The 23,140-nt window shown below is 75.4% G+C and carries 15 protein-coding genes and 1 pseudogene; 9 read left to right on the top strand and 7 right to left on the bottom strand.

The window, feature by feature from the left end; genetic code table 11:
* Positions 1–3: 3 nt before the first annotated feature.
* From HOY81_RS03480 to HOY81_RS03470, 3 genes are all read right to left on the bottom strand, one after another.
* Positions 4–960, bottom strand: coding sequence for a hypothetical protein (locus tag HOY81_RS03480; protein WP_237317948.1), 957 nt, complete (start codon positions 958–960; stop codon positions 4–6).
* Between the two features lie 138 nt (positions 961–1,098).
* On the bottom strand, positions 1,099–2,328 hold the full coding sequence (locus tag HOY81_RS03475) for a metallophosphoesterase (protein ID WP_237318077.1): 1,230 nt from the start codon (positions 2,326–2,328) through the stop codon (positions 1,099–1,101).
* Between the two features lie 194 nt (positions 2,329–2,522).
* Complete coding sequence (locus tag HOY81_RS03470; protein WP_237317946.1) at positions 2,523–3,647, bottom strand: LacI family DNA-binding transcriptional regulator; 1,125 nt, start codon at positions 3,645–3,647, stop codon at positions 2,523–2,525.
* Between the two features lie 544 nt (positions 3,648–4,191).
* Between HOY81_RS03470 and hisC the strand changes: the two genes are divergently transcribed.
* The 4 genes from hisC (at position 4,192) to cydD (ending at position 11,984) form a co-directional block, all read left to right on the top strand.
* Complete coding sequence (hisC, locus tag HOY81_RS03465) at positions 4,192–5,271, top strand: histidinol-phosphate transaminase (protein WP_237317944.1); 1,080 nt, start codon at positions 4,192–4,194, stop codon at positions 5,269–5,271.
* A 257-nt stretch (positions 5,272–5,528) separates the two neighbouring features.
* Entirely contained in the window at positions 5,529–7,034 is a 1,506-nt protein-coding gene (locus HOY81_RS03460; protein WP_237317941.1) for a cytochrome ubiquinol oxidase subunit I, read from the top strand.
* Between the two features lie 13 nt (positions 7,035–7,047).
* On the top strand, positions 7,048–8,034 hold the full coding sequence (cydB, locus tag HOY81_RS03455; protein WP_237317939.1) for a cytochrome d ubiquinol oxidase subunit II: 987 nt from the start codon (positions 7,048–7,050) through the stop codon (positions 8,032–8,034).
* An 8-nt stretch (positions 8,035–8,042) separates the two neighbouring features.
* Positions 8,043–11,984: a thiol reductant ABC exporter subunit CydD gene (gene cydD / locus HOY81_RS03450; protein ID WP_237317936.1), complete on the top strand. Its 3,942-nt coding sequence runs from the start codon at positions 8,043–8,045 to the stop codon at positions 11,982–11,984.
* A gap of 3 nt (positions 11,985–11,987) precedes the next feature.
* On the opposite strand, the gene HOY81_RS03445 is transcribed toward cydD, so the two are convergent.
* Positions 11,988–12,863: an HAD family hydrolase gene (locus HOY81_RS03445; RefSeq protein ID WP_237317935.1), complete on the bottom strand. Its 876-nt coding sequence runs from the start codon at positions 12,861–12,863 to the stop codon at positions 11,988–11,990.
* Positions 12,864–13,151: 288 nt separating this feature from the next.
* Here HOY81_RS03445 and HOY81_RS03440 point away from each other — a divergent pair, with 288 nt between their 5' ends.
* The 5 genes from HOY81_RS03440 (at position 13,152) to HOY81_RS03420 (ending at position 19,596) form a co-directional block, all read left to right on the top strand.
* The gene (locus HOY81_RS03440) at positions 13,152–15,092 is read left to right on the top strand and encodes an HSP90 family protein (protein ID WP_237317933.1); all 1,941 of its coding nucleotides are present in this window, start codon (positions 13,152–13,154) and stop codon (positions 15,090–15,092) included.
* Positions 15,089–17,650 (top strand): hypothetical protein, encoded by a 2,562-nt coding sequence (locus HOY81_RS03435; protein ID WP_237317931.1) that lies wholly within the window; start codon positions 15,089–15,091, stop codon positions 17,648–17,650. Before HOY81_RS03440 ends, HOY81_RS03435 begins: the two co-directional genes overlap by 4 nt.
* Positions 17,651–17,732: 82 nt before the next feature.
* On the top strand, positions 17,733–18,638 hold the full coding sequence (locus HOY81_RS03430) for an LLM class flavin-dependent oxidoreductase (RefSeq protein WP_237317929.1): 906 nt from the start codon (positions 17,733–17,735) through the stop codon (positions 18,636–18,638).
* 101 nt (positions 18,639–18,739) lie between these two features.
* Positions 18,740–19,066: a helix-turn-helix transcriptional regulator gene (locus HOY81_RS03425; RefSeq protein WP_237317927.1), complete on the top strand. Its 327-nt coding sequence runs from the start codon at positions 18,740–18,742 to the stop codon at positions 19,064–19,066.
* Positions 19,066–19,596, top strand: a complete 531-nt coding sequence (locus HOY81_RS03420) for an SRPBCC family protein (RefSeq protein ID WP_237317925.1) — start codon at positions 19,066–19,068, stop codon at positions 19,594–19,596. The genes HOY81_RS03425 and HOY81_RS03420 overlap by 1 nt, the downstream gene beginning before the upstream one ends.
* 61 nt (positions 19,597–19,657) lie before the next feature.
* Here the strand turns inward: HOY81_RS03420 and HOY81_RS03415 are convergent, their stop codons facing one another.
* The 3 genes and pseudogenes from HOY81_RS03415 to HOY81_RS03405 all read right to left on the bottom strand — a co-directional run.
* Positions 19,658–20,692 (bottom strand): ion channel, encoded by a 1,035-nt coding sequence (locus tag HOY81_RS03415; protein WP_237317923.1) that lies wholly within the window; start codon positions 20,690–20,692, stop codon positions 19,658–19,660.
* Between the two features lie 73 nt (positions 20,693–20,765).
* Positions 20,766–21,719: a MerR family transcriptional regulator gene (locus HOY81_RS03410; protein WP_237317921.1), complete on the bottom strand. Its 954-nt coding sequence runs from the start codon at positions 21,717–21,719 to the stop codon at positions 20,766–20,768.
* Between the two features lie 185 nt (positions 21,720–21,904).
* Positions 21,905–22,834 (bottom strand): annotated as a pseudogene (locus HOY81_RS03405) (alpha/beta fold hydrolase); the annotation flags it as partial.
* Between the last annotated feature and the right edge of the window lie 306 nt (positions 22,835–23,140).

Here is a 23,140-nt window from a genome sequence, read left to right as displayed (position 1 = left end):
GGGTCACTCGGCGCGGTCCGGGCCGCCGTACTCCGGGCTGGAGTAGTCCGGGCTGCCGAACCGGGGCCGGGTCGCGGTCTCCCCGCCGCCGGCGGCCGGGCTGGAGAAGCCCGGATGCGAGTAGCCCAGCCGCGGTGTGCGGTGCTCGTCCCGCACCAGCGGCGCCGGCCGCTCCGGGGCGGGCCCGTCCCGCGGGTCGGCCAGCGCCTCCCGCAGGAACGGCAGGATGCCCCGCTCCAGCAGCGCCTCCCGCCAGGCCGCACGGGCCTGCGCCACCTCCTCGGCCAGCGCGCTCCCGCCCGGCGGCGCCACCGCGCCGCGCGACCCGTTGCGCACGGCGGTCAGCAGCACCCCGCCCATGCCCAGCAGGGCGGTGGCGGCGGCGAGCGCGGTGAACGCCCAGCCCGCGTTCCGCATTCCCTCGGCGAGGGCCGGTTCCGGGGAGAGCACGTGCAGCGCGTACCCGACCAGCAGGAAGATCACCGCGGCCGTGCCGGCGAGCAGCGGCGCCAGCACCGAGACGATCGCGAGCAGCCCGGCGCCCGCCGCGTCGGCGAGCCCCGCACCCATGGCCTCCCCGATCCCCAGGCCGGCGCCGTCCCGCTGCCCGGCCTCGCCGGTCCGTCCGGTCTCCCCCGGCGGCCCGGTCTCCCCGGTCCGTGCGGCCTGCCCGTCGCCGTCCTCCCCGCCGGCCGCAGGGCCGGGCGCGGCGGCCGGTCCGTAGGTGGCGGAGGGCGCGTTGGAGGGGTGCCGGAGCTGCTCGCGCAGCGCGACGAAGCGCTGGTACTCGACGGCCGCGCAGGCGGCTATCGGTATGGCGGCGCCCAGCGCCATGGTGCGGAGCTGTTCGGCGGTCAGGCGCCGCCCCGCACCGGCCACGGCGGCGGTGCGCAGTGCCTGGTCGAGGACCCGCTCGAACTCGGGCCGGTCCTCCCTGAGCAGTTGAGGAGCGCTGTTCATCTGACATCCCCCGGTGTCCCGTAGGGCCGTAGGGCCGCGGTGTCGATCGGCGACGCAGAACGGAGGGGAGCTCGCTACGGCAGGTCCGATGGTAGAGCGCCCGCGGTGCGGGGTGACAGTGACTTGGCGGAAATCGCGCTACATCCGGCCGGCGACCTGCTGCCCGGCCAGCGGGAGCCGGGTGACCAGCAGCTTCCCTTCCATGGTCACGCCGCCGTCCATCGCGACGGCGAGCCCGTCGGCGTACACGTGCGGGCCGGTGACGTGCGGCCCGGACTCGTCCTCCTCGCTTCCCACCTCGCCCAGCAGGTACGGGATGGGGCTGTGCCCGTGCACGATGCGCTCCCCGCCGAAGGCGTCCAGCAGCTCGCGGGCGGCCTGGGGCCCGGCGCCCTCGTCCCGGAAGGCGAAACGCTTGGTGAACTTGCGGAAGAGGTCCCAGGTCTCGTCCGCGTCGTGGCGCTGGAGGGCCTCCCGCACCGCGTCGTTGACGTCCTCGATGGTGTCGCCGTACTCGAGGTAGCAGGTGGCGTCGGAGTGCAGCAGCAGGTGGCGGTCGGCGAGGGCCATCGCGTCCAGCCGGGACATCCACTGGATGTGGTGCTCCTCGAGGCGCTCCATGTCGGCGCGCTGGCCGCCGTTGAGCAGCCAGGCGGCCTGGAAGGAGGCGGTGCCGGCGCCGGACTTGACGGGCGTGTCGCCGAACCGCTTGGCGCCGACGAGCAGCAGCTCGTGGTTGCCGAGCAGCGCCTTGCAGTAGCCGCCGGCCGCGGCGGCCTCCGCGGAGAGCTGCATCACCAGCTCGATCACGCCGATGCCGTCCGGGCCGCGGTCGGTGAAGTCGCCCAGGAACCACAGCCGGGTGGTGCCGCCGGTCCAGTGGTCCTCGGTGTCGATCAGCCCGGCCGAGCGCAGCGCGGTGCGCAGCTCGTCGAGGTAACCGTGCACGTCGCCGACCACGTAGAGCGGGCCGGCCTCGCCTTCGGCGGCGGGTACCGGGGCGGGGGAGGGCATGTCGATCACCGTCGGTTCGTGGCCGGCCGCGGCGGCCGTGCCGACGACGGGCATGTCGCGCTGCGTGGGCGTGTAGCCGCCGGGCAGCTCCTCGGCGGGGGACCCGGCGGGCGCGGCGCCGGGCACGTGCTCCGGGCGGGGGGCCGGAGCCGCCGGTGCGGCGGGCACCCCGGGCACGGCGGGTGGAGCCGGTGCTGCGGGTACGGCGGGTGGAGCCGGTGCTGCGGGCGCGCCGGGGGCGCCCGGCGCCGCCGGGGGTACGGGCACCCGCGCCCCGGGCACGGCGGCGTCCGCCGCGCCGTGCCACACGTCGGGTCCCTGACCGGCCCCCTGCGTCATCGACCCCTCCACCATCACGCTCCGCCGTGCTCCCGCACCGGCCGGGTCCTGCCCTGGTCGGGAGCCGGTCCCGGTGTCGTCCGCCCATCATAGGAACGCAGGTGGCGGGTTGTGACATACCTGGGGCCCGCAATTGGCACAGCCCCGTCACAGGCCGACCCTTCCGCCCGCTTTCTGCGTTTCCCCCGTGTCCCCGGACCGTACGCGTCCTACTCGCCCTGCGGGGCGCGCGGCGCGCTGACGGTGGTGCGCGGGCGGCGCCGCTGTGAGCTGGTCCGGACGATGAGGTCGGTGGGCATCACCTGCTCGACCGGCCGGCCGCGGTCGACGCCCTCGATGGCGTCGATGAGGAGCTGCACCACGGTGTTCCCGATGCGGCCCGGTTTGAGCGACAGCGTGGTGATGGGCGGCTCGGTGGTGGCGTAGACGGCGGACTCGCTGCAGCAGACGAGGAGCAGGTCGTCGGGGACGCGCAGGCCGTAGCGGCGGGCGGCGGCGAGCAGGTCGGTGCCGTTCGGGTCGAAGAGGCCGTAGACGGCGTCGGGGCGGTCCGGGCGGGCGAGCAGCCGGTCGGCGGCGATCGCGCCGGCCGCCGGGTCGTGCGCGGGGTAGGCCTCGACGACGGGGTCCTGTCCCACGCGCTCGCACCAGGCGAGATAGGCGGTGGTGGACAGCCGGGTGTAGGTGTCGGTGCTGGTGCCGGTGAGCAGGCCGATGCGGCGGGCGCCGGAAGCGGCGAGATGGTCGAGCAGGCCGTGCACGGCGGCCTCGTGGTCGTTGTCCACCCAGGCGGTGACGGGGAGGTCCCCGGCCGGGCGGCCGTCCGAGACCACGGGCAGGCCGGAGTGGACGAGTTCGGTGACGACCGGGTCGTGGTCGGAGGGGTCGATGACGACGGTGCCGTCCAGCGCGACGTTCGACCAGACGTCGAAGGCGCTGTGCCGGGAGGTCGCGGGGAGGATCACCAGGGCGTAGCCGCGGGCCAGCGCGGCGGAGGTGGCGGCCCGGGCCATCTCCGCGAAGTAGGCGAACTCGGTGAAGGTGAAGGGCTCTTCCCCGTAGGTGGTGACCGTCAGGCCGATCAGCCCGGACTTCCCCGTGCGCAGGGTGCGGGCCGCGGCCGACGGCCGGTAGCCGAGACGGTCCGCGACGGCGCGGACATGGCTGCGCGTGGCGTCGGGCAGCCTGCCCTTGCCGTTCAGCGCGTCCGAGACAGTCGTGATGGAGACACCGGCCGCGGCGGCGACATCCCGGATGCCCGCTCGCCCGTTCAGCCGGCTCCCCGCCCGGGGCGTGGCTGTCCGGCTCACCTGATGCTTCTCTGCTGCTGTCATGGCGACCCGATCGTAGGCCCGCAGAGGTGTGTTCGCGGGGAGGTACCAGCAAAGGGGGGCAGGCACGATTCTGCATGACGACGAGGCGTTAACCACCTTGGAAAGACCGGCAGTTGCGGGCCCTCTCGCGGGGATCCTCGCAGTTGAGGGCCGTTGCTTCCGCAGAAACGCCAAGGTTGCGAAGTGGTTGCAACTCACCTTCACGGGGGATGCGCGCCACGGCGCTCGCCACGGGCGCGCGGGTACGCGCGCGGGCGCGCGGGCTTCCGGTCGGTCGCGCCCCCCCCGGGGCCGGGGCACCGTCCGTGCTCCCCGCTCGGCCCGCTGCCCCCCGGCCGCCGGCCCCCGCGACCCCCTCGCCGGTCGCGACCGGGCGCCCGCCTTCCTGCCGGGGCGGCCGGGGCCCGTCCGCCCCGCGACCGCCGTCCCGGGGCCCCCGGGCACGTCCTAAGGTGGAGGCCAGCCGCGACGGCGGCCCGCGACGGCGACCCCGGGGCGGACGCCGTTCGCGGAGGCTTTCCCCTGAGGTCGAGGAGGACCTGCGGTGACCGACACGACACCGAGGCTGCGTGCCGCGCTGGACGGAATCCCCACCTACAAGCCCGGCAAGCGGGACGCCGCCGGCGGTCCGGTGAGCTACAAGCTGTCCTCCAACGAGAACCCCTATCCGCCGCTGCCCGGCGTGCTGGAGTCCGTCACCGGCGCGGCCGCCTCCTTCAACCGCTACCCGGACATGGCCTGCACCGGTCTGATGGAGGCGCTGGCCGCCCGCTTCGGTGTGCCCGCCGCGCATCTGGCGACCGGGACGGGCTCGGTCGGCGTCGCCCAGCAGCTCCTGCAGGCCACCGCGGGCCCCGGCGACGAGGTGATCTACGCCTGGCGCTCGTTCGAGGCGTACCCGATCATCACGCAGGTCTCCGGCGCCACCTCGGTTCGGGTGCCGCTGACCGAGGGCGAGGAGCACGACCTCGACGCGATGGCCGACGCGGTCACCGAGCGCACCCGGCTGATCTTCGTCTGCAACCCCAACAACCCGACGGGCGTCGCCATCCCCCGCGCCGACCTGGAGCGCTTCCTGGACCGGGTGCCGCGTGACGTGCTGGTGGTGCTGGACGAGGCGTACCGCGAGTTCGTGCGCGACGACCGCGTGGTGGACGGCCTGGAGCTCTACCGTGACCGGCCCAACGTCTGCGTGCTGCGCACCTTCTCCAAGGCGTACGGCCTCGCCGGGCTGCGGGTCGGCTTCGCCGTCGCCCACGAGCCGGTGGCCGCGGCGCTGCGCAAGACCGCGGTGCCGTTCGGCGTGAGCCAGCTCGCGCAGGACGCGGCGGTCGCCTCCCTGGGCAGCGAGGAGGCGCTGCTGGAGCGGGTCGAGGCGCTGGTGGCCGAGCGCGCGCGGGTCTCCCGCGAGCTGGTGGCCCAGGGGTGGACGGTGCCCGAGTCGCAGGCCAACTTCGTCTGGCTGCGGCTGGGTGACCGTACCGCCGACTTCGCGGCCGCCTGCGAGCAGGCGGGCGTGGTGATCCGGCCGTTCCCCGGGGAGGGCGTGCGGGTCACGGTCGGCGAGCAGGAGGCGAACGACCTCTTCCTGCGTACGGCCGAGGGCTTCCGCAAGGAGCTCTAGGGTTCTCCGGGCCGGGCTCTCCGGTCTCCGGCTCTCCGGCGCTCCCGGCGGGGGCCCGCCTCCCGGCGGCCCCCGCCGCTTCGTTCGGGTGCGTCCGGTGTGAAGGGGTGTGTCCACAGTCACGTACCCCCGGTGCGGGGTGCGGGGCAAGACTGAGCGATAATACTTGTGAATGTGAACGCATTCACAAGGGCTGCCGGTCGCTGCCGGCTGTCCTGCTGGTTGCGTGCGCCCTGGCGACCGAAGGAGAGCGCGACATGGATCTCGCCCTGGCACCGGAGACGCTGGCCCGATGGCAGTTCGGGATCACCACCGTCTACCACTTCCTCTTCGTCCCGCTGACCATCTCCCTCGCCGCCCTCACCGCCGGGCTGGAGACCGCCTGGGTCCGCACCCGGAACGAGAAGTACCTCCGGGCCACCAAGTTCTGGGGCAAGCTCTTCCTCATCAACATCGCCATGGGCGTGGTCACCGGCATCGTCCAGGAGTTCCAGTTCGGCATGAACTGGTCCGACTACTCGCGCTTCGTCGGTGACGTCTTCGGCGCGCCACTGGCCTTCGAGGCCCTGCTCGCCTTCTTCTTCGAATCCACCTTCATCGGCCTGTGGATCTTCGGGTGGGACAAGCTGCCGCCGAAGATCCACTGCGCCTGCATCTGGACCGTGTCCGTCGGCACGATCCTCTCCTCGTACTTCATCCTGGCCGCCAACTCCTGGATGCAGCACCCCGTCGGCTACCGCATCGACCCCGAGACCGGCCGCGCCGAACTGACCGACTTCCTCGCCGTGCTCACCCAGGACACCACCCTGGTGGTCGTCTTCCACACGCTCACCGCCGCCTTCCTCACCGGCGGCGCCTTCATGGCCGGCATCTCCGCCTACCACCTGCGGCGCCGGAAGCACGTCCCGGTCATGCGCACCTCGCTCCGCCTCGGCCTGGTCACCCTGGTCGCCGCCGGAGCCCTCACCGCCGTCAGCGGCGACCAGCTCGCCAAGGTGATGTTCGAGCAGCAGCCGATGAAGATGGCCGCCGCCGAGGCCCTCTGGGAGTCCGAGTCGCCCGCCCCCTTCTCCCTGTTCGCCTACGGCGACGTGGACGAGGGCCACAACGACGTGGCCGTCGAGCTCCCCGGACTGCTCTCCTTCCTCGCCCACAGCGACTTCGCCACCACCGTCCCCGGCATCAACGACGTCAACGCGGCCGAGCAGCAGCAGTACGGCCCCGGCGACTACCGGCCGAACATCCCCGTCGCCTACTGGGGCTTCCGCTGGATGATCGGCTTCGGCATGGCCTCCGTCGCCCTGGGCGCCGCCGGGCTCTGGCTCACCCGCCGCCGTCTCTGGCTCGCCCCCGGTCTCCGCACCGGCCCCGACGAGGTCCCGCAGCTCGCGCTCACCCGCCGCCGCACCCTCGGCCCCGCCCTCACCGGGTGGTACTGGCGGCTCTCCGTACTCACCCTCGGCTTCCCGCTGATCGCCAACTCCTGGGGCTGGATCTTCACCGAGATGGGCCGTCAGCCCTGGGTCGTCTACGGCGTGCTGCGCACCCGCGACGCCGTCTCCCCCGGGGTCTCCACCCTCGAAGTGGTGATCTCCATGACCGTCTTCACCCTGCTCTACGCCGCCCTCGCCGTCATCGAGGTCAGGCTGCTGGCCACCTACGTCAAGAAGGGCCCGCCCGAGCTCACCGACTCCGACCGCAACCCGCCCACCCGCGTCGGCGGCGACGCCGACGCCGACCGCCCGATGGCGTTCTCGTACTAGGAGGGACCGCGCGATGGCACTCCACGACCTCTGGTTCGTCCTCATCGCCGTCCTGTGGACCGGCTACTTCTTCCTGGAGGGCTTCGACTTCGGCGTCGGCGTCCTCACCCGGCTCCTCGCCCGCGACCGGGCCGAGCGGCGGGTGCTCATCAACACCATCGGCCCCGTCTGGGACGGCAACGAGGTCTGGCTGCTCACCGCGGGCGGTGCCACCTTCGCCGCCTTCCCCGACTGGTACGCCACCCTCTTCTCCGGCTTCTACCTGCCGCTGCTGCTCATCCTGGTCTGCCTGATCGTGCGCGGTGTCGCCTTCGAGTACCGGGCCAAGCGCTCCGGCGAGCAGTGGCAGCGCCGGTGGGAGCAGGCCGTCTTCTGGTGCTCTCTGCTCCCCGCGGTCCTCTGGGGCGTGGCCTTCGCCAACCTCGTGCACGGCGTGGCCATCGACGCCGGGAAGGAGTACACCGGCGGCGTCCTCGACCTGCTCACCCCGTACGCGCTGCTCGGCGGGGCGACCACCCTCGCCCTCTTCACCTTCCACGGCGCGGTCTTCACGGCCCTGAAGACCGTCGGGGACATCCGGCGCCGCGCCCGCCGGCTGGCCCGCACCCTCGGGGTGCTCACCACCGGGCTGGTCGCCGCCTTCCTGCTGTGGACCGTGGAGGACGCGGTGACGCTGGGCACCACCGCCGTCGCCGTCCTGGCCCTGCTCGGGGCGCTCGCCGCCAACCGCCGAGGCCGGGAGGGCCGGGCCTTCGCCGCCTCCGGGGCCGCGGTGGTCGCGCTGACCGCCACGCTCTTCGTCGCGCTCTTCCCGGACGTCATGCCGTCCACGCTCGACCCCGCGTGGAGCCTGACCGTCGAGGGCTCCGCCTCCAGCCCGTACACGCTGAAGATCATGACCTGGATGGCGCTGTTCGCCACCCCGCTGGTCCTGCTCTACCAGGGCTGGACCTACTGGGTCTTCCGCAAGCGCATCGGCACCCGGCACCTCGCCCCCTGAGGTTTCACGTGAAACCCGTCGACCCCCGCCTGCTCCGGTACGCCCGGGCCACCCGCGCCTTCCTGCTCGCGAGCGTGGCCCTCGGGCTGGCCGGTGCCGCCCTCACCGTCGCCCAGGCGATGCTCCTCGTCGAGGTCGTCGTACGGGCCTTCCCGCACGGCGAGATCGCGTACCCCGCGCTGGGGCTGCTGGCCGCCACCGCGGCCGGTCGCGCCGTCATCGCCTGGCTCACCGAACTGGCCGCGCACCGGACCAGTGCGGCCGTGAAGTCGGAGCTGCGGCTGCGGCTGCTCCGGCACGCCACCGCGCCCGGTGCCGGGACCGTCCGCACCGGAGAGCTGGCCACCCTCGCCACCCGCGGCATCGACGCCCTCGACGACTACTTCGCCCGCTATCTGCCGCAGCTCGGCCTCGCCGTCGTCGTCCCGCCGGTGATCCTCGCCCGTATCGTCACCGCCGACTGGATCGCGGCGCTCACCATCGCCGTCACCCTCCCGCTCATCCCGCTCTTCATGGCCCTGATCGGCTGGGCCACCCAGGCGCGCACGGACCGGCAGTGGCTGCTGCTCTCCCGCCTCTCCCACCACTTCCTGGACGTGGTCGCCGGACTGCCCACGCTCAAGGTGTTCGGCCGCGCCAAGGCCCAGGCGGAGAACATCCGTGCCCTCACCGCCGACTACCGCCGCGCCACCCTGCGCACCCTGCGGATCGCCTTCCTCTCCTCCTTCGCGCTGGAACTGCTCGCCACCCTCTCCGTGGCCCTGGTCGCCGTCGGCATCGGCATGCGCCTGGTGCACGGCGACCTCGACCTCGCCACCGGGCTGCTGGTGCTCGTCCTCGCCCCCGAGGCGTATCTGCCGCTCCGCCAGGTCGGCACCCACTACCACGCCGCCGCCGAGGGACTCGCCGCCGCCGACCAGGTCTTCCGCACCCTCGAGGCGCCCCTCCCGCCCACCGGGACCGCCCCCGCGCCCCGCCGGCCCGTCCTCGCCCTCGACCGGGTCGCCGTACGCCACCCCGGCCGGGACACCGACTCGCTGCCCCCGACCACCCTCACCCTGACCCCCGGGGAGACCGTCGCCCTCGTCGGCCCCTCCGGGGCCGGCAAGTCGACGCTGCTGCACACCGCCCTCGGCCTGATCCGGCCCACCACCGGGCGCGTCCTGCTGGACGGTGCCGACCTCACGGGCATCGACCCGGCCGGATGGCACGCGCAGCTCATCTGGGTTCCGCAGCATCCGCACCTCGTCGCCGGGACCATCGCCGACAACGTGCGGCTGCCGCGGCCCTCCGCCACCGACGCCGAGGTCGCCCGGGCCCTCGCCGCCGCCTCCGCCGCCGAGCTCGACCCCGGCCTGGAGCTGGGCGAGCAGGGCGCCGGGCTCTCCGCCGGGCAGCGCCGGCGCGTCGCCCTCGCCCGCGCCTTCCTCGCCGACCGGCCGTACGTGCTGCTGGACGAGCCCACCGCCGCCCTGGACAACGAGACCGAGGCCGCGCTCGTCGACTCCCTCCGCACCCTCGCGGAAGGCCGCACGGTGCTGCTCATCGCTCACCGCCCCGCCCTGCTCGCCCTCGCCGACCGCGTGGTGCGCCTCCCCGCGCCCGCGGAGCCGGAGGCCGCCGGGGGCGGCGCTGCCGGGCACGTCGTGCCTGGCGGGGGCGTTCCGCCCGGCCCGGGACGGGGGGCCGTGGGATCTGCCGTGGTGCAGCCGGCGGCGACTGCGGGCAGGCGGCCGGAGGGCGCGGCGGCCGCGGTGCCTGCCCGTGCCGGCGACCCGGCAGCCACACCGGCCGGGTGCGAGGCTGCCGCGTCGGGGACGACGGGTGTGCCGACCGACAGGGCCGGGGGCGCGCCCCCGGAGCCCGCGAACGCCGGGGCCCGGGAGCCGGCGGCTCCGGAGCCCGGTGACCTGGAGCCCGGTGACACGGGGCGTGGGCCGCACGGGCGGCGCGCGCCGGACGCCGCCCTCGCGCGGGTGCGCGCCCTGGCCCGCCCGCTCCGCGCGCGCTTCGCCCTCGCCCTGCTCCTCGGCACCCTGGCACTGGGCAGCGCCGTCGGGCTGATGGCGACCTCCGGCTGGCTGATCTCCCGCGCCTCCCAGCAGCCGCCCGTCCTCTACCTGATGGTCGCCGTCACCGCGACCCGCGCCTTCGGCATCGGCCGGGCCGTCTTCCGCTACGCCGAACGTCTGGTCGCGCACGACGCCGCCCTGCGGCTGCTCGCCGGGCTGCGGGTCGCCGTCCACCGGCGGCTGGAACGGCTCGCCCCCGCCGGGCTGCGGCACACCCGCCGCGGCGACCTGCTCTCCCGGCTGGTCGCCGACGTCGACGCGCTCCAGGACTACCTCCTGCGCTGGCTGCTGCCCGTCGCCACCGCCGCCGCGGTCTCCCTGGCCGCCGTCGGCCTCACCACCGCGCTGCTGCCCGCGGCCGGCCTGGCGCTCGCGCTGGGCCTGGCCGCCGCCGGGATCGCGGTACCCGCCCTGACCGCCGCGCTCTCCGGCCGCACCGAGCGGCGCCTCGCCCCGGCACGGGGTGCCCTGGCCACCCGTACGGTCGACCTGCTCGGCGGCACCGGCGAACTCACCGTCGCCGGCGCCCTGCCCGCCCGGCTCGACGCGGTACGGGACGCCGACGCGGAGCTCACCCGGCTCGCCGCCCGCACGGCCTCCCGTACCGGACTGGCGGCCGGCCTGAACGCCCTGGTCACCGGCGTCACCGTGACCGCCGCCGGCGGTGCGGGCGCCGCAGCCGTGGCCGCGGGACGGCTGGACGGCGTGCTGCTCGCGGTCGTCGTCCTCACGCCGCTCGCCGCCTTCGAGGCCGTCACCGGGTTGCCGCAGGCCGCCCAGCACCGGCAGCGCACCCGCCGCTCAGCGCAACGGGTCTACGAGATCCTCGACGCCCCCGCGCCGGTGCGGGAACCCGGGCCCGGCGCGGCCGCGCCGCTTCCGGTGCCCGCTCCGGACCGCGCGGGAGAACCCGGCCGCCAGCCCGGCGTGCCCGGCCCGGAACCCCGGGTCACGGTCGAACTGGCCGGGATCACCGCCCGGTACCCGGGCGCACCCCGGCCGGCGCTGACCGCCTTCGACCTCACCCTCACCCCCGGGCGCCGGGTCGCCGTCGTCGGCACCTCCGGCTCTGGCAAGACCACCCTGGCCCAGGTGCTGCTCCGCTTCCTCGACCCCGCGTCCGGGAGCTACCACCTGGCGGCCGCGGGCCGCCGTACGGACGCCACCGCCGCCGACCCGGACGCGGTCCGGCGCCTCGTCGGCCTCTGCGCGCAGGACGCCCACCTCTTCGACAGCTCGCTCCGCGAGAACCTGAGGCTCGCCCGGCCCGGCGCCGGCGACGCCGAGCTGCACGCCGCGCTGGCCGCCGCCCGGCTGGACGCCTGGGTGGCCACGCTGCCGCACGGTCTGGACACGCTCGTCGGCGAGCACGGCTGCCGCCTCTCCGGCGGGCAGCGGCAGCGCCTCGCCCTGGCCCGCGCGTTGCTCGCGGACTTCCCCGTGCTGCTGCTCGACGAACCCGCCGAGCACCTCGACGCCCCGACCGCGGACGCGCTCACCGCCGACCTGCTGGCCGCCGCCGGGGACCGTACGACCGTACTCGTCACCCACCGGCTGCAGGGGCTGACGGACGTGGACGAGGTGCTGGTCCTGGACGGCGGCCGGACGGTCGAGCGCGGGCCGTTCGCCCGGCTCGCGGCGACCCCGGACGGCCCGTTCCGGCGGCTGCTGGACCGGGAGCGGGCGGCCGACGCCCTGGCGGTCGGCAGGGAGACCACCGGGCACGGGGGCGCCGGGCGTGGTGGGGAGGCCGGGCCGTCCGGGCCGGCCGTGCTGTCCGCCGGGCACGGGGGCACCGGGGCGTCCGGAGTGCCAGGCTCGTCCGCGCCGTCCGCGCCGTCCGCCGGGGCGGCGGCGGTGCCGGGTGGGCGCCGCTGAAGGTCAGGCCCGGGCCAGCAGCCGCTCGATCACCGCGGCGACCCCGTCCTCCTCGTTCGACCCCGTCCGGTGCGTCGTCGCCGCCAGCACCTCGGCGTGCGCGTTGGCCATCGCGTAGGAGGTGCCGGCCCAGCCCAGCATCTCCAGATCGTTGGGCATGTCACCGAAGGCGACCACCTCGTCCGCCGAGATGCCGCGCTCCGCGCAGCACAGCGCCAGGGTGCTCGCCTTGCTCACGCCGTGGCCGCTGATCTCCAGCAGCGCGGAGGGGCTGGACCGGGTGAACTCCGCATGGTGGCCCGCGGCGACCCGCCCGAGGGTGAGGAAGGCGTCCGGTTCGAGCGACGGGTGGTGCGCGAGCAGCTTCAGCACCGGCTGCCGGGCGAAAGGTTTCCCCGCCCCGTCCGCGCCGGACTCCGACAGCAGCTTCTCGGCCGTCGCCACCACCGCCCCGGGGTCCAGGTGGAACGGCGGGTACTCCGGCTCGTAGTGGATGCCGCCCGTCCGCTCCACCGCGAAGCTCACCCCCGGCGCGGCCTCCCGCAGCGTCTCCACCACGTGCAGCGCGACCTCCGTCGCCAGATCGCGGACCCGCACCATCCGCCGCCCGCGGTGCAGGTCCACCACCGCCGCGCCGTTCGCGCAGATCGCCAGGCCGTGTCCGTGCACGTGGTCGCTGACCACGCCCATCCAGCGCGCGGGGCGCCCGGTCACGAAGAAGACCTCGACGCCCGCCTCCTCCGCCGCCGCCAGCGCCACCACCGTGCGGTCGGAGACGGACTTGTCGTCCCGCAGGAGCGTGCCGTCGAGGTCGGTGGCGATCAGCCGGGGAAGGGTGCGGGACCCGGGGACGGAGGCGCGGTGCGCGGCAGGATGCATCACGCACACATCCTCGCGCATTTTTCCGCACAGGCGTGCAAGGGGTCGCCCGTATGAGCCCGGCGACCGTTTCTCCCGGGCCGGCGGGACGGAGCTCCGCTCCCGGGCCGGCGGGACGGACCCGCTTCCGTTCGCTCCCCCGCGGGAGCGGTTCCCGCCGCGGGCGAAAACCACGGGAGTTCTGTCGGTGGCCCGCCCTACGCTGTGAGGCACTTCGCGATCCGTGAGGGGGGACAGCCTCGCGATCGTTCAGCCACCACTGTGTTCGCGTACGCGAGGTGATCCGTCATGACGTCGTCCACCGGCGCGCGCCCGGGGGCCGCCACCCCCGCCGACGCCCGCTCCTTCCAGGTCGATCTCCGCGGCCTGGTCGACCTGCTCTCCCACCACCTCTACTCCAGCCCGCGGGTCTACGTCCGCGAGCTCCTGCAGAACGCCGTGGACGCCGTCACGGCCCGCCGCGCCCACGACCCGCAGGCCGGGGCCCACATCCGGCTGACCGCCGCCGGCGGCGCGCTCACCGTCGAGGACACCGGCATCGGCCTGACCGCCGACGAGGTGCACACCCTGCTCGCCACCATCGGGCGCAGCTCCAAGCGCGGCGGGGAGCACGGGCTGGAGACCGCCCGCCGGGAGTTCCTGGGGCAGTTCGGCATCGGCCTGCTCGCCTGCTTCGTCGTGGCCCGCGAGATCCGCGTGATCACCCGCTCCGCCCGTACGCCGGAGGCCGGGCCGGTGGAGTGGCGGGCCGCGGACGACGGGTCGTACACCGTGCGGGCCCTGCCCGGCGAGGCGCGCCCCGCGCCCGGCACCACGGTCGTGCTCCGGCCACGCCCCGGCGCCGAGGAGTGGCTGGCGCCCGGCCGGGTCGAGGAGCTCGCCCGGGACTTCGGTTCCCTGCTGCCGTACGACATCACCTTCGCCGGCGAGGACGGCACGCCCCGGGAGGTCACCGACCGGCCCGCGGTGTGGGAGCGCCGGCACCCGAGCCCCGCCGCCCGCCGGGTCGCCCTCGCCGGGCACTGCGCCGAGGTCTTCGGCTTCACCCCGCTCGACACGATCGACCTGGACGTGCCCGTCGCCGGCGTGCGCGGGGTGGCGTACGTGCTGCCCGAGCCGACCAGCCCCGCACACCGCGCCGGGCACCGCGTGCACCTCAAGGGCATGCTGCTCACCGACCACGCGGACAACCTGCTGCCGGAGTGGGCCTTCTTCGTCCGCGCCGTGATCGACACCGACACCCTGCGGCCCACCGCCTCCCGCGAGAACCTCTACGACGACGACACCCTCGCCGCGGTCCGGGACGCGCTCGGCACCCGAATCCGGGAGTGGCTCGCCGAGCTGGCCGCCGGGGAGCCGGAGCGGCTCGCCGCCTTCCTGCGGGTGCACCACCTCGGGGTGAAGTCCCTCGCCCGCCACGACACCGGGCTGCTCGACCTGATGCTGCCCTGGCTGCCGTTCGAGACCAGCGACGGCACCACCGACCTCGCGGAGTTCGCCGCCGCGCACCCGGAGATCCACTTCACCCGCACCGTGGAGGAGTTCCGGCAGATCGCGCCCATCGCCGCCGCGCACGGGCTCGGCGTGGTCAACGCCGGCTACGCCTACGACGCCGAGCTGCTCGCCCTGCTGCCCCGTATCCGGGCCGGCGTCACCGTCACCGAGCTGGACGCCGGGGCCGTGACCGACCGGCTCGACCCGGTCGACCCCTCCGCCGAGCTGGCCCTGGCCTCCTTCCTCGCCACCGCCCGTACCCGGCTCGACCCGCTCGACTGCGACGTCGCGCTGCGCGCCTTCCAGCCGGTCGCCGTGCCCGCCCTCTACCTCGACGACCGGCAGTCCCGGCAGGAGCGCGACCGCGCCCTCGCACAGGAGAACGCCGACGCGCTGTGGAACGACATCCTCAGCTCGCTGCGCGGCTCCGCGCCCCGAGCCCGCCTCGTGCTCAACCACCACAACCCGCTGGTGCGCCGCATCGCCGGGCTGCCCGACGCCGAACTCGCGGGCACCGCGGTCGAGTCCCTGTACGGCCAGGCGCTGCTGCGCGCGCAGCGGCCGCTGCGCCCGGCGGACAGCACCCTGCTCAACCGGGCCTTCCTGGGGCTGCTGGAGTGGGCCACCCACACCGGCGACCGCCCGGAGGCGCCGGGTTCCGGCCCGCCGGCCGCGGAGGACCGCTCTCCGACCCGTGACGACGGCCCGCGGGGCCGGGAGGAGGACGGCCGATGACGACCGCGCCGAGCCCCGCGGAGATCGAGCGGGCCCTCGCCGAGAACTGCCGCGCACCCTCCGGCCCGGCGCGCAACGCCCGCGCCGAGGAGCTGGCCGCGGCCGCCGAGCGCAGCGGCGACCGGGCACTGCTGCGCCGGGCGCTCGGCGACCTCGTGGAGGCGTACGCCTGGAGCTCCGAGAGTTCCCGGTCGACGGTGCCCTTCGCCCGGCTCCTCCAGGAGTACGACCGCGATCCCTCGGCCTTCCAGCCGTGGGAGGTGCACACCCTCTTCTGGAGCTTCAAGTGGGTCACCGGCGCCATCATCGACACCCCGGAGATCCCGCTCTCGACCGTCGAGCGCTGGCTGGACGACATGGAGCGCCGCTACCGCGTGGCCGGCTACACCGAGCGGGCCGTGCGGCAGCAGGAGTTCCACCTCGCCCTGACGTCCGGTGACGACGCCCGCGCAGACCGGGCCTTCGCCGCCTGGCGGGCCGCCGAGCGCGACGTCATGACCAACTGTCACGCCTGCGAGCTGGGCGACCAGGGGCTGCACTGGGCCCGTCGCGGCGACGACGAGCGGGCGCTGGAGACCTGGCGTCCGGTGCTGGACGGCATGCGCTGCAAGGAGGAGCCGCACCGCGTCCTCGGGCACTCGCTGCTGTCGCTGGTCCGGCTCGGCCGCACCGCCGACGCCCGCGCGCACCACCTGCGCGGCTACCGCCTCGCCCGCGGGAACGACAACCTGCTGCGGCAGATCGGCGAGCACCTCGAGTTCTGTGCGCTCACCGGCAACGAGGCGCGGGGCCTGGAGATCCTCGCCGAGCACGCGGACCGCCTCGGCCCGCTGGTCGACGTGGACGACCAGCTCGCCTTCACCGGCGGCGTCCTGGTGCTGCTGCGCCGGCTGCGGGAGCTGGGGCACGGCGACCGCCCCGCGGTGCCGTACGCCGGTGACCTCCGCACCGTCGACGAGCTGTCCGCCCGGCTGCACGCCGAGGCCGCGGGGATCACCGCGCGCTACGACGCCCGGAACGGCTCGACGGTCGTCTCGGAGCGGTTCGCCGAGCGGACCGGCCGGGAGCCGCTGCTGGACGCGTTGCCGCTCGGCCTGCGCAGCACGCCGCTGGTCAGCGCGGGCACCGTCCCCGGTGCCGGGACGCAGGACCCGGGCGTGGCCGGCCGCGCGGGTGGCTCCGGGCAGGCGGGTGCCGCGGCGGTCGGGCCGGCCACGCCCGGCCCCGGGCGCCGGGAGGCCGGCGCGGACCAGGACGGCCCGGCGGGCGGGGCCGCCGAGGGCGGCGCCGTGCAGGGGGCTGCCGGCGGGACCGGTCGGGTCGGCGCGGCGGGGCCGGTCGGCGCGGAGCAGACGGCGGGTTCACCGCCGGGGCCGCGGGAGTCCCCCGCCGCACTCGCCCGGCGGGCCCGGGAGCGGTACGCCGAGGGGTGCACCGAGGAGGCGGAGCGGGCGGCCCGCGCCGCGCTGGAGCAGGCCGCCGCGGTCACGGACCCGGAGCAGCAGGCCGATGTGCGGATGTCGCTGGCGGGCATCCTGTTGCACGACGGGGGCGCCGCGGAGGAGGCGGCCGGCCTGGCGCTGGAGGCCGCGCACTGGTTCGACGAGGCCGGACGGGCGTCGGACGGCGGGGCGCGGGCCCGGATGCTGCTCGCCCGGGCGTACGCGGCGGACGACCGGCACGCCGAGGCCGCCGAGATCCTGCAGTCCGCGCTCCCGGACCTGCTGGAGCAGGGGCCGGAGCGGGCCGTGCAGGCCCGCGAACTCCTCGGCGGCCTGCTGCGCCGGCTGTACGACCCGCGTGCGGCGGCCGAGCAGTTCCTGCAGGCCGCCGAGACCGCCCGGCAGGGGGGCGACCCGCGGGCCGAGGCACGTCAGGCGCACGCCGCCGGCGAGGCGCTGACCGGTGCCGGGCTGCGCATCGAGGCGAAGGCCGCGTACGAGCGGGCGCTGGAGCTGTGGCGGCGCGCCGGCGACGTGGTGTTGCAGGTCCGGGCGATGCGCGCGCTGGCCTGGCTGGAGCGGGGCGCGGCGGGCGACGAGGACGGGCCGCAGTCCGCCAGGGCCCTGATGGACCGGGCCGCGGCCCTGCTCGGCGACGCGGAGGACCCCGCGCTCCGCTACGAGCTGGGGCAGACCTGGTCGCAGACGGCCGAACTGCTCACCGCGTTCCTCCAGGACCACGACGACCACGACGAGGATGACGCCTACGGCGAGGATGACGACGACGAGGACGCGGACGGGGCGGCTGGGAGCGACCCCGCCACGGGGAACGCGGGGGAGTCCCCGGCCGCGCTGCGGGAGCGGGCCGTGCGGGAGGAGACGGTGCGGCTCTGGGACCGGGCCGCCGAGGCGTTCCGGCCGCTCGGGGAGGACGCCCTGGGGGACCGGGGGCGGTGTCTCCTCCGGGCGGCCTGGACGGAACGCGCCCTGGGCCGTGCCGCGGCGGCGGAGACCCGGATGACGGCCCTGCGCGACGAACTCACCGCAGCGGAGGAGACACCGGGCGCCGTCCGGCTGCTGCAGCGGGTGCGGGCCTTCCTGTCCCACCCGGACTGACCCGCCCCGGCGGGTGCCGCCAGGCCGGCGTCACCCGCCGGGCCGCCACCGCCCCTCCCGGTACCCTGGCCCGCGTAGGGTCGTGGCCATGCGTCTGAGCACCGTCATCCTTCCCGTCCACCGCTGGCACGAGGGCGGCCGCGACCGCTGGGTGCGCGCCGAGGAACTCGGCTTCCACACCGCCTACACCTACGACCACCTGTCCTGGCGGGTGCCCTTCCGCGAGGGCACGTGGTTCGGTGCGCTCCCGACACTGACGGCCGCGGCGACGGCCACCACCCGGCTCCGCCTGGGCACCCTGGTCACCTCGCCGAACTTCCGGCACCCGGTCACCCTGGCCAAGGAGCTGATCTCGCTCGACGACATCAGCGGCGGCCGGGTCACCCTCGGGATCGGCGCGGGCGGCTCCGGCTTCGACGCCACCGCTCTGGGGCAGCAGCCCTGGTCGGCCCGGGAGCGGGCGGACCGCTTCGCGGAGTTCGTGTCGCTGCTCGACACGCTGCTCACCCGGGACGCCACGACGCACGAGGGCACCCACTACTCCGCGGGCGACGTCCGCAACATCCCGGGCTGTGTGCAGCGCCCCCGGTTGCCCTTCGCCGTCGCCGCCACCGGGCCGCGCGGGATGCGGCTCGCCGCGCGGCACGGGCAGGCCTGGGTCACCACGGGCGACCCGAAGGTCTCGCACGCCACCGGGGCGACGCCCGCCGACTCGCTGGCCGCGATCGCCGGGCAGGTGGAACGGCTGGCGGCCGCCTGCGCGGAGGAGGGCCGGGACCCGGCCGAGCCCCCGCACCGGGTGCTCCTCACCGGCTTCACCCCGGACCGGCCGTTGGAGTCGCTGGACGCCTTCGTGGACTTCGCGGGCGCCCATGCCCGCGCCGGTGTCGACGAGATCGTGCTGCACTGGCCCATCCCCGACTCGCCCTTCGCAGCCGATCTCCGGGTCTTCGAGCGGATCGCCACGGAGGCTCCCGCCCAGCTCTGAGCCGACGCCTGCCCCGGCTGCGGCCGGCAGCGGAGGCGGACCTCACCGGCCTGGCGCATATGCCTTGGCAGGCATATGCCTGGAGGGTTATATTCGCTGGTGTGACCACGGATGCGATCTGGTCGGCACTGGCCGATCCACGGCGTCGGGCCGTGCTCGACTTGCTGCGCCGGCGGGACCGTACGGTCGGCGAGCTGGCCGAGCTGCTGGGGGCCGCCCAGCCGGCGACCTCCAAGCACCTCAAGGTGCTGCGGGACGCCGGCCTGGTGCAGGCCCGGGTGGACGCCCAGCGCCGGGTGTACGCGATAGATCCCGCCCCCATGGCGGAGCTGGACGCCTGGCTCGCGCCGTACCGGCGGCTGTGGAACGAGCGGCTCGACGCGCTGGGCCGCCACCTCGACCAGACCGGCCCGAGCAAGGAGGAATGATGGACCGGGGAAGCTTCACCGAGCACGACGGCCGCCCTGCGGTGCGCTTCGAGCGCACCTATCCCCACCCCGTCGAACGGGTCTGGGCAGCCGTCTCCGAACCCGAGGGGCTCGCACACTGGTTCCCGTCCACGGTGTCGCTGGAACCGCGGGCGGGCGGCACCATCGCGTTCTCCGGCGACCCGCACATGGAGCCCACCACCGGGACCGTGCTGCGCTACGACCCGCCGCACGCCCTCTCCTTCACCTGGGGCGGCGACGAACTGCACTTCGAGCTGGCCCCGACGAGCGACGGCGGCTGCACGCTGGTGCTGATCGACGTGCTGGAGGCCCGTGACACGGCCGCCCGGAACGCCACCGGCTGGACGGTCTGCCTCGGCGAGCTGGAGAAGCATCTCGCCGGGCGGGAGGCCCCCGGCCCGCACCAGGCGGACACCGAGCCCTTCCAGCCGCTCTACGACTCCTACGTCGCCGCCGGGATGCCGCACGGCGCGGAGATCCCCGGCAGGCCGGCCTCCGTGGAGGAGTGAACCCGCCGGCCCCGGCCCGCCCCGCAACCCCGGAGCGGGCCGGGGCCGCGGGGCGGTGCCGCTACGCCCCCCGTCCCGCGAGGCGCGCGCCGTCGATCCGCCCGGCGGCCAGGTAGTAGAGGGTCGTGCCGGGCTCCAGCGGTGTGTCCCAGGAGGGTGAGACCGACATGCCGTCCTCCCGCCGCACCGCGATCACCGTGGCGCCGAACTCCCGGCCGAAGTGCGTCTGGCACGCGCCGAACGACCGGCCCGCCATCGACTCCGGGAGCCGCACCGAGTAGGTGTTGCCCCGGCCCGCACTGCTCATCAGTTCCGCGTACACCTCGGTGATGCCCGGGTCCAGCGTCTCCTCGGTCAGCAGGTTCGGCATGTGCCACTGCACGCACTGCACCCGGGGGTTGACGTACCGCAGGTGCTGACAGCGGCTCATGTCGCGCAGCGCGGCCACCAGGTGCACGTCGGGACGGAGATGGTCCACGGCCACCGCGAGGGCCAGGGCCTCGTTGTCGTCCCGCGCGTCGATGACCACCGTCGCGGCCCGCTCCACACAGGCCCGGGAGAGCACCTCCACGGCGGTCAGGTCGCCGCGCACGAAGAGCACCCGGTCCTCCTCCGGCATGGGGTGCTCCGGCACGTCCTCCCACGCGCAGAGCACGACCCGGGTGCCGTCCTCCACCAGCAGCTCGTGCACGATGCGCTCGGTGCGGCCCGGGGTGTACCCGAGGACGACGATGTGGCCGCCGAGGTCGAGGTCGACCGCGCCCTTCATACGTTTTCCCTTCACGGCCTGGACATGGGACGCCAGCTCGGTGAACAGGATCGTCAGGGTCACGATGCCGCCGACGATCACATACGCGCCGACCACGTGGCCCATGCCGGTCTCCGGGAAGAAGTCCCCGTAGCCCACCGTGGAACCGGTGACCAGGAACCACCACCAGAAGTTCCCCGGCCGGGTGATCTCGTTCGAAGCGGGCTCGGCCAGCCACAGCGCGAGCCAGCTCGTGGTGAAGACGAACAGCGCCACCACGAGCGCCGCACGCCAGCCACGCACCCGCGCGCGGACGGCACGGACCATCCTGGCCAGAAAGATCGGCACCGGTGTCTCCCCGTTACGTCCTGCGGATCGGCGTGGACCGCAGCCTATCGGCCACGGAACCGCCGGAAACCGGTCAGGGCCCGGCCGCGTCGCCGCGCCCCGCCAGCCGGTCCATGGTGCGGGCGGCGACCTCCCGCTCGGCCGCCGCCGCGACGAACTCCGCGACGTGCTCCTCCCCCACCAGCTCCCGGACGGCCTCCAGGGTGGCCGCCGGGAGCAGCACCGGCCGGGCCGGCGGCGCGCCCTCCGTCCCCGGGGGTGCCGCGGCCGCCGTGCGCAGCGGGTCGCGCAACGTCCGTGCGGAGAGCAGCCGCATGGCCCGGGCCAGCTCGGCGTCGACCGACTGCTGGGCCAGCGGCCGCAGCCGCCGCACCAGGTCCGTGGCCTCGGCCACCTCCTCCTGCGTCGGGGCGTGCCCCAAGTAGCGGATGAAGACGTGCTCGGTGGTGAAGTCCAGGAACCGCGCGGCGATGTGCTCCACCCGGGCCCGCAGCTCCCGCAGGTGCGCGGTGAGGGCGCGCAGCGGGACGCCGGCAGCGTGCAGCTCGGCGGCCACCGCGAGCTCCTGCGGGCTGGGCACGACGAACTCGTCCGGTGCGTCGGGCGCCGGCACCAGGACGCCGAGCGCGACCGCCTCCGCCACGGCGTCGTCCTGCTGCCCGTCCTGCTGCCCGGCCTCCTGGCCCTCCGCACCGAAGAGCGCGTGCAGCTCGGCCCGCCCGATCCGTCCCGGCTCCTCGTCCGTCCAGGGCCCGGCCACCTCACCGGCCAGGCCGAGGACGCCGCCCAGCCCCCGCCCGGCGTCCCAGGCCTCCAGCAGCTCCTTGATGGAGGCCAGGGTGTAGCCACGGTCCAGCAGTCCGGCTATCTGCCGGAGCCGCGCCAGATGGGCGTCGTCGTAGACGTTCGCCCGTCCGCGCCGCTCCGGCTTCGGCAGCAGCCCGCGGTCCTGGTAGGCGCGGATGGTGCGCACCGAGGTGCCGCTGTGGTGCGCCAGGTCCTCGATCCGGTATGCGGAGACCACCATCGCTCTGCGCTCCTTCGCCGGCGGACGGGTGGACGGATGGACAGACGGACGGACGGGGTCGATGGGCGGGTGGACGGGTCGGCGGACAGACGGGCCGGCGGGCGCGCGCGTGGACGCGTGGGCCGCCGCAGGGCTCACGGCTTCCCGGCTCCGGGCCGCTCCGGCGCCCCGGGCTCATGCCGCCGGACGAACTCCCCGATCCAGGCCGCGAGCTGGTCGGGCCGGGTGCGCGGGACCCAGTGCCGGGCGGGCAGGGTGCGCCGGGTGAGCCGCGGCACCCAGCGTTCCAGATCGTCGTACAGCCGCGCGTCGAGGAAGGCGTCCCGCGTGGGTATGACGAGCTGGACCGGCACGTGCGCACGGCAGTCGGGACGTGGGCGCCGCAGCCGCGGCAGGACGTTGTCCCGGTAGAGCCAGGCGCCGTGCGCGGCGTCGGTGGGCAGCGAAGCCACGGGGTACGCCGCCGGGGACGGGTCGGCGGGCAGCCCCTCGAACCGCTCCAGCAGCCGCGGCCAGCGCCTGCCGAGCGGCCCCTTCCAGGCCAGTTCGGGCAGCACCGGCGTGTGCAGCAGGTAGACGTACCACGACTTGGCGCCCTGGCCCAGGAGCTGGGCGACGCCGCGTGGGGTCGGCCGGGCGAGCCGCCGCCGGATCCAGTGCCCGAAGTGGTCGAGGGAGGGCCCGGAGATGCTGGTGAAGGAGGCGATCCGGCCGCCGGTGTGCGGGACCGTGACGAACTCCCAGGACTGCACCGAGCCCCAGTCGTGTCCGACGAGATGCACCGGCCGGTCCGGGCTCACCGCGTCGAGCACGGTCAGGAAGTCGCCGGTGAGCTTCTCCAGGGTGAAGCCGCCGCGCAGCGGCCGGGGCGCCGTCGACCGGCCGCAGCCCCGCACGTCGTACAGCACCACGTGGAAGCGGTCACGCAGCCGGGCGGCGACCTCGGACCAGACCTCCTTGCTGTCCGGATAGCCGTGCACCAGCACCACCGTGGGCCGGCCGGTCTCACCGAGCTCGGCGACGCACAGCTCGACGCCCTCCCGGGTGCGCACGGTGCGCTCCCGGGCCCCCGCCGGCAAGGGGCCCGGGCTCCCCGGTGTGACCTGCTCGCTCATGCCGCCGCCCCCTTCTCCGCGCTCTCACGGCGTCGCGTCTCTCACGGCCTCTTCGTGCAGCCCCGTGCACGCACAGTGACACCGACGACTGTGACAACAGTCGGTGGCGACGTCAAGGGGCTCGGTCCCGGCCCTGTGGATACCGGGGGTAACTCCTGGTGGAGCCGCCCCCGCTCCTCCCGGAGCAGGGGCCGCCCGCGCGGGACGCCCCGGCCCTCCCGGAACCTGCCGGAGCCGGCCCGGGAACCGCCCCGGGAACTGCCCCGGGAACTGCCCCGGGAACTGCCCCGGGAACTGCCCCGGGAA

It is taken from the genome of Streptomyces sp. JJ36 (assembly GCF_021696945.1).
Taxonomy (GTDB): domain Bacteria; phylum Actinomycetota; class Actinomycetes; order Streptomycetales; family Streptomycetaceae; genus Streptomyces.
The sequence above is the reverse complement of the archived record's forward strand: the minus strand, read 5'-3'. Positions and strand labels throughout refer to the sequence as shown.

Excerpts from the sequence above, each read along its gene's own strand:
- HOY81_RS03475 (WP_237318077.1), bottom strand. The coding sequence starts at position 2,328 with ATGGTGGAGGGGTCGATGACGCAGGGGGCCGGTCAGGGACCCGACGTG.
- HOY81_RS03470 (WP_237317946.1), bottom strand. The coding sequence starts at position 3,647 with ATGACAGCAGCAGAGAAGCATCAGGTGAGCCGGACAGCCACGCCCCGG.
- HOY81_RS03410 (WP_237317921.1), bottom strand. The coding sequence starts at position 21,719 with ATGGTGGTCTCCGCATACCGGATCGAGGACCTGGCGCACCACAGCGGC.
- HOY81_RS03460 (WP_237317941.1), top strand. The coding sequence starts at position 5,529 with ATGGATCTCGCCCTGGCACCGGAGACGCTGGCCCGATGGCAGTTCGGG.
- cydB (WP_237317939.1), top strand. The coding sequence starts at position 7,048 with ATGGCACTCCACGACCTCTGGTTCGTCCTCATCGCCGTCCTGTGGACC.
- HOY81_RS03420 (WP_237317925.1), top strand. The coding sequence starts at position 19,066 with ATGGACCGGGGAAGCTTCACCGAGCACGACGGCCGCCCTGCGGTGCGC.
- HOY81_RS03480 (WP_237317948.1), bottom strand. The coding sequence starts at position 960 with ATGAACAGCGCTCCTCAACTGCTCAGGGAGGACCGGCCCGAGTTCGAG.
- HOY81_RS03440 (WP_237317933.1), top strand. The coding sequence starts at position 13,152 with ATGACGTCGTCCACCGGCGCGCGCCCGGGGGCCGCCACCCCCGCCGAC.
- HOY81_RS03435 (WP_237317931.1), top strand. The coding sequence starts at position 15,089 with ATGACGACCGCGCCGAGCCCCGCGGAGATCGAGCGGGCCCTCGCCGAG.
- HOY81_RS03445 (WP_237317935.1), bottom strand. The coding sequence starts at position 12,863 with ATGCATCCTGCCGCGCACCGCGCCTCCGTCCCCGGGTCCCGCACCCTT.